Origin of the sequence: Cnuella takakiae (assembly GCF_001953305.1) — a bacterium.
GTDB lineage: Bacteria > Bacteroidota > Bacteroidia > Chitinophagales > Chitinophagaceae > Flavisolibacter > Flavisolibacter takakiae.
Map to the genome: position 1 here is coordinate 2063466 of NZ_MTFE01000010.1, position 8045 is coordinate 2071510.

10 protein-coding genes are annotated in these 8045 nt (G+C 45.5%); all 10 read right to left on the bottom strand.

Features of this window, described 5'->3' with window-relative positions; translation table 11 throughout:
- Positions 1-8: 8 nt before the first annotated feature.
- Positions 9-470 carry a nuclear transport factor 2 family protein gene (locus BUE76_RS09090; RefSeq protein ID WP_073042466.1) on the bottom strand — a complete coding sequence of 154 codons (462 nt, stop codon included), beginning with the start codon at positions 468-470 and terminating at the stop codon, positions 9-11.
- 289 nt (positions 471-759) lie between these two features.
- Positions 760-1401: a cupin domain-containing protein gene (locus BUE76_RS09095; protein ID WP_083596476.1), complete on the bottom strand. Its 642-nt coding sequence runs from the start codon at positions 1399-1401 to the stop codon at positions 760-762.
- A 490-nt stretch (positions 1402-1891) separates the two neighbouring features.
- Entirely contained in the window at positions 1892-2149 is a 258-nt protein-coding gene (locus tag BUE76_RS09100) for a hypothetical protein (RefSeq protein ID WP_073042462.1), read from the bottom strand.
- A 67-nt stretch (positions 2150-2216) separates the two neighbouring features.
- Positions 2217-3395, bottom strand: a complete 1179-nt coding sequence (locus tag BUE76_RS09105; protein WP_073042460.1) for a threonine aldolase family protein — start codon at positions 3393-3395, stop codon at positions 2217-2219.
- A gap of 205 nt (positions 3396-3600) precedes the next feature.
- A complete protein-coding gene (locus tag BUE76_RS09110) occupies positions 3601-4080 on the bottom strand; it encodes a GNAT family N-acetyltransferase (protein ID WP_158069944.1) in 480 nt (159 codons plus the stop codon).
- A 1049-nt stretch (positions 4081-5129) separates the two neighbouring features.
- On the bottom strand, positions 5130-5375 hold the full coding sequence (locus BUE76_RS09120; RefSeq protein WP_216820644.1) for a HepT-like ribonuclease domain-containing protein: 246 nt from the start codon (positions 5373-5375) through the stop codon (positions 5130-5132).
- Positions 5365-5667, bottom strand: coding sequence for a nucleotidyltransferase family protein (locus BUE76_RS09125; protein ID WP_073042455.1), 303 nt, complete (start codon positions 5665-5667; stop codon positions 5365-5367). The genes BUE76_RS09120 and BUE76_RS09125 overlap by 11 nt, the downstream gene beginning before the upstream one ends.
- 715 nt (positions 5668-6382) lie before the next feature.
- Positions 6383-6655 carry a Txe/YoeB family addiction module toxin gene (locus tag BUE76_RS09130; protein WP_073042422.1) on the bottom strand — a complete coding sequence of 91 codons (273 nt, stop codon included), beginning with the start codon at positions 6653-6655 and terminating at the stop codon, positions 6383-6385.
- Positions 6652-6930: a type II toxin-antitoxin system Phd/YefM family antitoxin gene (locus BUE76_RS24745; protein ID WP_073042420.1), complete on the bottom strand. Its 279-nt coding sequence runs from the start codon at positions 6928-6930 to the stop codon at positions 6652-6654. Before BUE76_RS24745 ends, BUE76_RS09130 begins: the two co-directional genes overlap by 4 nt.
- Positions 6931-7198: 268 nt before the next feature.
- On the bottom strand, positions 7199-8045 hold an 847-nt coding region (locus tag BUE76_RS24750; protein ID WP_216820645.1), incomplete at its 5' end, for a hypothetical protein.

Sequence of the window (8045 nt, forward strand, 5' to 3'; positions counted from 1 at the left end):
TTGATCCGCTACAGTTCGCTGCAAACATTATTGGCATGCCGTACCGCCAGGCGCCACCTGCCTGCTTGCAACATCCAGATATTGGTGTACCGCCTGTTGATTGTTTTGCCTGCATCAGGTGCACCACTGGCAGGTACCACCACTTCGCTTCCCATCACTACGACCATGTCTTTGTAAAAAAGGAAAGTTTCGGGCGACCGCTCAAAAGCTGAATACCGGATCACACCTTGGTTGATAAGTGCAAGCAATGCTTGTTTTTCCTTTACAATCCTGTTGGTAGGATGGTTTACCGTAACGTCATCATCCATCAGGGAATCAAGGGCAGGTACATCTCCTTTGAAAATGGCCCGGGCATGGGCCATGTCCAGGCGGGTGATCGTTGCCTGCAATTGCTCATGCGAAACATTGTTTTGCGCACATACCGAGCTGCATCTTGCGAGGATGGAGATGCAAACAAAGAGGTATTTCATGGCTGGCAGGTTTTCAGGTGATGCTGTGTTTTACAAAAGCTAGGTAGCTTACTTTCCTTTAAGTTAGAAAATTTTACAGCATGGTTTTCTTTTATTGACTGGTCCTTTCAAAGTATTGGGCCTGCAAAGTTTCGTCCTCCGTAAGGGCCGGGTTCCAAGCGCTTTGGTCTTGGTATTTCTGTTACGCATAAGCACAACTGATCTCTGCTTATACCTGTTTTGCTGTTTTGACCGAACCTGCAAATCCTGTCTGCGTTATTTTATAGAACCCATTCATCAAGACACAATGCTATGAAGTCTTCAGCCCGTACTTCGCCAGCAAAGGTGGGTACTGATCTATAAATATTTCACAACCGAACTTCTTAAGCAGGGCATTGTTCAAATCCTGTCCCTCCGGCGATAGTAAGGTCAACCCTTTTTCTTTTAAGTCATTTTCGATGCGCATCAACGATTCAAAAAAGCTCAGGAAGTCCTGGTTGGGATACATGTCGATAAAGCGGGCTGGTACTGTTCCGGAATTCCAGAAAGTATGCACAATACCATGTGGCCGCAAATGATAATCACCGGCACTTACTTCAGTAACGGTATCGCCTACCATTACCTGTACTGAACCTTCCAGCACATACATGATTTCGTCCAGGTCTTTGTGCAGGTGGGGTGGTGGTCCTGCATACTTGGGTTTCAAGGAAATTTCCTGGCAGCAAAACTGACCGTTGGTATGTTCGCTCCTGATCTTGGGAAATCCTGCCGCTATGCCATCCACTGCCCTGGAAATGGTACCGGCGGGTATGTGCACCGCACCCAGTGGCCTGGCACGGGAAACAGTTGTTTTCTTTGTCGCTGCCGGATTGCACCCGTTGGTCAAAAAGCTACTACCCACTGTAAACAACAACATTTGTTTCAGGGCAAGTCTTCTTGTATGCTCTTTCATAATGGTAACAATTGAAAGGTTAAAGAATGAACGATTGTCTTGTCTGTATGGGCAGTTGCTTGTCAGGAGGAGCGGATTGTTTGTTACGGTTTTAGCAACCAGGGTGGAAGTGGCTGATGGTTCTAAAGTAAATACATGCGCTTCATGCTTATTACCTACAGGAGGTATGGCTGCATCATTTTGATATGGGCCACCCGCTTTTGTTGCTATTGTGCTGTATAAACAACTGCAGGACCATATGCCTGGCAAAAGGAAGATAGGCTGGAATACATTGTAGTTCCAGCAACGGGTTGCACCAACGGCATTTTCCCGGTGCACTACACCGAAAGCTGAACACCTCAGCCTTCAATCAGAAGCCATACACAACCCTGCAACCGTACCGCAAGGAGCCAGCACAACATCCGGCACTGTTGTGTAATGCAAGCTCCGGAAGCTTCCAGGAAAACAGGTAGGAGTGCCTGCTAAAGCATGCAGTGTAATGCACCAGGTATTAAAGGTTTCTTGCCTTGATTTCTTTACTCAGTAAACCAAGGTTGATGAGCAGGGGAACAAATGTTATCGGTAACATGAAAACGGGAATAAGCGTTGCAACGGAAGCTTTTTCTGGGTCTTTTGTTGTAAACAGGTAGGTTAGTACCGCTAGCGCCAAGAAGAATACAATGCCAAAACCAATTGAAACAGCTTTCAGTAAATCCCGCTTTTTGATCAGTGCTTCATTGGTCAGTTCCTGGTAGCTATTTTGCTTCATGTAATTGGGTTTTGCTTTACCTCGCCAGGGCAACAGGTTGCATGGTGTGCGAACAACAGCCCTCTTATCAGCCCATGCTTTTCTTAAAAGCATCGATTATATAAGCTGGGTTTTGATGCAGAATGGTTTCATTAACGGTCAGCAAGGATTGGTTGTTTTCATTTGGCTGGGGCATCTTGATGTTGAACTCCTTATTGAGTTGTGCGTGCATTTTTTTTCCATCTATTGCTTTTGATAAGGCCATGGAATAAATGTTTGTACCGTTCTGCAATGGGCTTATTTGAATGCCTGCATGTTTGTTGAGGGCGCTAAAAATTTCAGTTGACGCTTTGATGGCATTTTGCAGGCGCGATTCAAACCCTTCCAGCCTATGGAGTGCCATTGCAGCATTGGTCCAGTTTCCGTACATGGAACCGCCATGAACTTTAACCAGATGCCCCATCTGCTCTATTACTTCTTTGCTTCCGCAAAGTATGGCGCCGCCGCTTGCTCCTAAATATTTGTAGAGGGAAATATAAACGGTATCAAAGTAAGAAGCATACTCCTTTACAGACACACCCGTCCAGGCAGCAGCCATAAATAGCCTGGCGCCATCCAGGTGAAGTTTGATGTTATTGCTTCGGCAGTAAGCAGCTATCTTTTGGATTTCCGCTATTGGCACAGACCTGCCATCCATTCTTCTTACCGGGTTTTCGATAGATACAGCGCCGATGCCCGTTTGGAATACCTCGTCCTTTGCTAATGATGCGATGCTGTCCTGCAATTGTTGGGCAGTAAAAAAGGTTTCGTTGGCTGCAAGGGGCATCAGTCTTTTACTGAATACAGCCTGTGCGGCATCGGCCTCGTCGCGGTACATGTGACTGGTTTCCTGTACAAACACTTTTGTGTTTCCGCCACTCAAAACCGAGATGGCCAGTTGATTGGCCAGGGTGCCGCTTGGCATAAATATGGCCTGCTCCTTTCCAGTTAGGGCAGCAAATCTTTTTTCCAGTGCTGCTACCACGCCACCCGCACCATACCTGTCTTTTTCAAACTTTGTGCGGTCGTACGCTTGTGCCAGCTCGTTGATATAATCTCCTGGCTCAAACATTTCGCCATCTCCAAAAAATTTGATTGGTTTTGTATTGGCTTTTTCCTGCTGCTCCCTGCCGCCACCAGATGCCAGGAGGGTGCCTGCAGGCAGAAGCGCGGGCAGCAACACCGTCGAACCTTTTTTCAAGAAATGCCTTCTGCCAAAAGATGTCATGTATGGTTGTTTAAATGCCAGGGAAGATCGCACAAAAGTTTAGGACTTGCCGATGAGCCGGCAATAACATTCCGTTGGTTGGTAAGTTATTCAAAAGCGCAATATGGAACAAAAGCTTGATGGTAATCTTCGAAGCTGCAAATTGTCGCACCTATGTTAACAGCTAAGGCCTTGCTTTTTACTATTATCCTGCCTTAGGGAGCTCTTATGCCACCAGGCTAAACAGGTGAAAGTCTTCATTGGTAGTGGCGCAGCCAGCTGACTTTTGGAATTTGAGTTTTTCCAGCAGTCTGACAGAGGCTTCATTAGCCTTGTGCGTACATGCGTCCATTCTTTTAAGCCCAATTACACGAAGACCATATGCAATTACAATTTGAGCTGCTTCCATCATTATTTTTTTGCCCTGGTAAGGGGAACCTAGTTCATACCCAATTTCACATTTATTGTCTTTATCGGAAAAGTTGAATAAGCAAATGGCGCCTATGATTTTATTGCTGCCGGTAATGGTAATGCCCCAATAGATGGCATCTCCGTTGCCGGTATTGGCATTGATCATATGTATAAAGCTGACGGCTTCCTCCAAAGATTGGGCTGGCGCACGTTCAAGATATTTATTGACTTGGTTGTCTGACCGTAGCACCAACACCTCGTGCTGATCCGCTTCCGAAAGCTGTCTGAGCGTCAACCTTTCCGTTGATAAATCCGGGAACGGGGTAAACTTCCTGTATAACACTTGTGGGTATTTTATTTTTTGTGGCCTGGCGTTAATGGCAACGTAACGGCTAAGGCATAACGCATTGCCGAAGTTGGGGCAAGAGCGTTATGTCAGCTCCACTAAAGTACTCAAGTTAACAACGCCGCGATGGAGGACCCCTGTTTGGCAGCCCCGCTTACGGCAATGCACGGTGGGCGGTGCTTCAGTCTTAGTCGCGCGAACTCTTGATGATTTGCCTGATCGTTCTGTCATCCAGGATATCCAGTTCGATTTGTGGTAGATAGTCAGCAAGTAGATTTCCTTCTCCGGTGTTACTACATAGGTAATCCCCTTGGCTCCTCCGCCTTTCCCTTTGCCCTTGCTCTTGATGGCAATTTAGATTTTGAGAATACCAGTGTTTAAAGGAGTGGCGGTTTCGGGGGCAACTTGAAGAATTGCTGCAAGGTCTTAAAGTTCTTGCTTGAGTGAGGGGTATTTCATGATCAGCCTTTTAGCTTCCATTTTTGTTTTTCATCAGGAATGACACTTTAGCGCATTAAGAAAGTCATTTAAGTGCTGCTTCTTGCCTTATGCTTCCGCATGGCTGCAACTTGATCCAGTACCTCCTTGATTTCAGAACGCAATTGTGATGCTTGCTCATACTTATTGAGCTTGTTAAGAACTTTGGTTCACTCCGAAAGGGGAAGTTGAACTGCCTGAGGATTGCCATTTATGTCACTGATGTACTGTATTGGAATCTTCATAGGCTGAATTTAGCTCAATATCCCGGCCTGACGATTTTCCTCATTGCGACCAACGGTTCGGCACCTGGCGAAGAAGCGGATGTCTGTGTTCCGCCAGCTTTGCTCTTGCACTAGTGTTGAACAATGATTTACCACTCAGTTTAGCACATCAGCCGCTTTTTTGCCCAGCGCCTGTAGGCTGCATTGCTACTCCCCGAGGAATTGCTCCATTTCATCTTTGAGTGTCGGAAGGCTGGTTGTGATAATGCTCCAAATAATTTCGTCAGAAGCAGGATCCTAACCGTGAATGATTCGGTTGCGGGTTTCAACGATCTTTCTTGCATTTTTGAAGCCTATTGCTGGGTATCTTTTGAGAATTCGGTTCATAGCTTCACCCACAATCTCCAAGTTCCTTTCTATAGCCCGCCTGGTCTTAAGGTCACCTTTGTAAACTTCAAAACCTGGTACATCTTCAAGGAATATCTCGATTTCGTGAATTGCGGAAAGAATGTCGTAAGCCCAAGCCTTAATTTCAACTTCCATAGATTAGCCGGCGCTGCCCTTCCACAGCTTTTTTGAAGAAGGGGTTTTTCAGAGCTCTTTCTTCAAGGAGGTCTACCCGCCTGTGGAGGGTTTCTTCGAGGGCGAACTTCAGACTGAAGTAGTTGTCTGCGTATTGCTGAAGGTCAATAGAGTCAAAGTCGACCATAAAATCAATGTCACTCGTCTCCGAGAACTTGTCGGTAAGAACTGAGCCAAAGGCATACAGACGCTTGACTTTATGTTTTTCACATAAATCATTGATAATGCGGCTGTATTGATCCAAAGGTGTCATCCGTTAATTTGAAATTTGTAGAAGTTACAAATTCAGGAGGAATGCTTGTCCAGGTGGAAGGATTGCAGCCAATGGACCTGGGCTACCCGAAGTACGGGGCTCCACTGCCCTGTCATTTGAATAAAGATAAGAACCCCTGAAAATTGCACAATCGCTTAGCCCGTGTAATTCAGCCCCGCAATAACAGCGAGCCCATATGTGTGCCCTGAATGGTGAATATAGTTTTTGGAAACGAAACGCCAGAGCGTTAAAGTCGCTTACGTGCAGGTTCAAGCCCGAAGTATTAGCAAACCGCAAGGTGGTAAGATGCGATTTCTGCACTGAAGTAAGCGGGATTGAGAATGCCTGTACCGACGAACAGGAACTGCATAGAAGGCCTGCAAAAAACGGATGAGTAAGCACATCGATACGAAGTCCTGAATGACTAGTTTTTTGCAGGTAGATGCAGCGGGCATAATAGCCGCCGGCCACAAGCCGTTGGAAAGAATGGAGGTCTCACAAGGTGGCGAAGGACCGAACGTTACGCTGTTTCTGTTTCAGTAAGGACGTTCAACTATAACTTGCCAGCCTTACTTTAAGAAAACAGGATGCAACTGGTGTAAAGTGCGGTAGTATTTATACCTAACGAACGGCCTTATACGCGACCCGTACGTACGGTGGTGTGAGAGGCGCTCCCTGTCACTTATACGCAGGGCCGTCTACTCGATTGTGTGCTTCAGTCGTAGTGAAATCTACACTGTAGAATGATGCACTTCTGATCCTTGCCCTTGCTGCCTTCAATTTTATACACCAGGCGGTGTTCCCCGCTGATGCGTCTGGACCAGTAGTTTTTCAGGTCAAACTTCAATGGCTCGGGCTTACCAAGTCCCTGGAAAGGGTTGCGGCTGAGATCTTTCAACAGTGCCCTGATCTTTTCTGAAATATCCGGATCGTTGTCGATCCAGTATTCAAAGTCCTCCCAGATGTTAACGGTAAACTCAAAATTCATTTGGTAGCCTTCTTTTTGGCAGGTTCATCCAATTTGTAAGTGGTGGTTTTCCCCTGTTCCGCCTGAGCGATAGCTTCCGTTAGTCGCGCTCTGTTCTTGGCAGAGGAGAGCAGATGTGCTGTTTCGTGTAGTGCGTTATATTCTTTGATGGACATGATGACAACTGCATCATCTTCCGTGGTCCTAGGTACAACAATGACGTCCTGCGAATTGGTAACGTCATCGAAATACTTCTTTATGTTGGAGCGGAGTTGTGTTATAGTAATTGCCTGCATAGTACAAGTTTGTCCTTGTAAATGTACGCTATTCTGTACAAAAAGTGACGTACCGGAAAACGTGTAAAAGAGTTTTACCAAGGTGTTAGGAGCGAACAACGCTCGGGTTCGTTGCGCACAACGTCCGACAGCTTGCCGCAGTGGCGGCATTCTGTGTTCCATCAGCTTAAATTTAGTACTTAGTTCAATAGAATTCCAGGTGATCAGCCCTTATTCGTCAAGCCGCTATTGCAGCAAGCTGATGTTGCCTGCTGGCGGACCTACAATATTAAGCACCTTTCAAGTTGTCGACGATTGTGTCCCTATGTCGATAATCTAAAAGAAATGGAAGGTAAGTTGGTAACCTAAATATACTGAGCTCAAGAGACGCATATTGCTCAAGATCGAAGTTTTTGAAATGGGTTATTTCTTGATGATATGGCAAGCTTCCATCGAAGTTAATAGTCATGATATGTCCTAAGGGAGGGAACGCGATTTCCGATGCTACTATAGTTAATCCTGAGTTGAAGCTACCTTTTACTTGCACTGGTAGATGCCTGAAATTTCCCTCCGAGTTCAAGTAGTTGAAAAATCGGAATCTCGGGGGTAGCTCTTTAGATTCAGTGTTGAATACGAATTCTCTTAAGTCTTTGTTACTACGCGAAAATGAATCTTCATTTACCGATAGAAACATAGCCGCAATCTGCTTGAGTACTTTTACCGGCTGAAAGTTTTCCATTATGATCACAAAGTGGTTGTTTTCAACTCGCTTCGCTAAGTCAATGAATGAATTGCTGTACTTCGTATATGTAGTTACATACTTGGACCCTAAAAAGCTATTGCAACTTCTACAGAGTGAATAGAAGCCAATGCCTCCTTGGTGCAGCTTTCCCTTTACTTGATATTCAAATGGATTTGGTGCTTTTAGGTAGTCCAAATAGGGAGTGATTCTAAATTTGGTTAGCTTATTGAAGGCAGATCTCGGGGGCACATGTTCATAAGTGAGTTCTCCTTGGTTCTCACATAATCTACATATTCCGGTTGGCATGGTTGTAATTTGAGATAGCTTGCAGGCAACACTAAGATATACGCAATTATAAACTTTCCTCATTTTTCTAACCTGCTGATTTTCACAA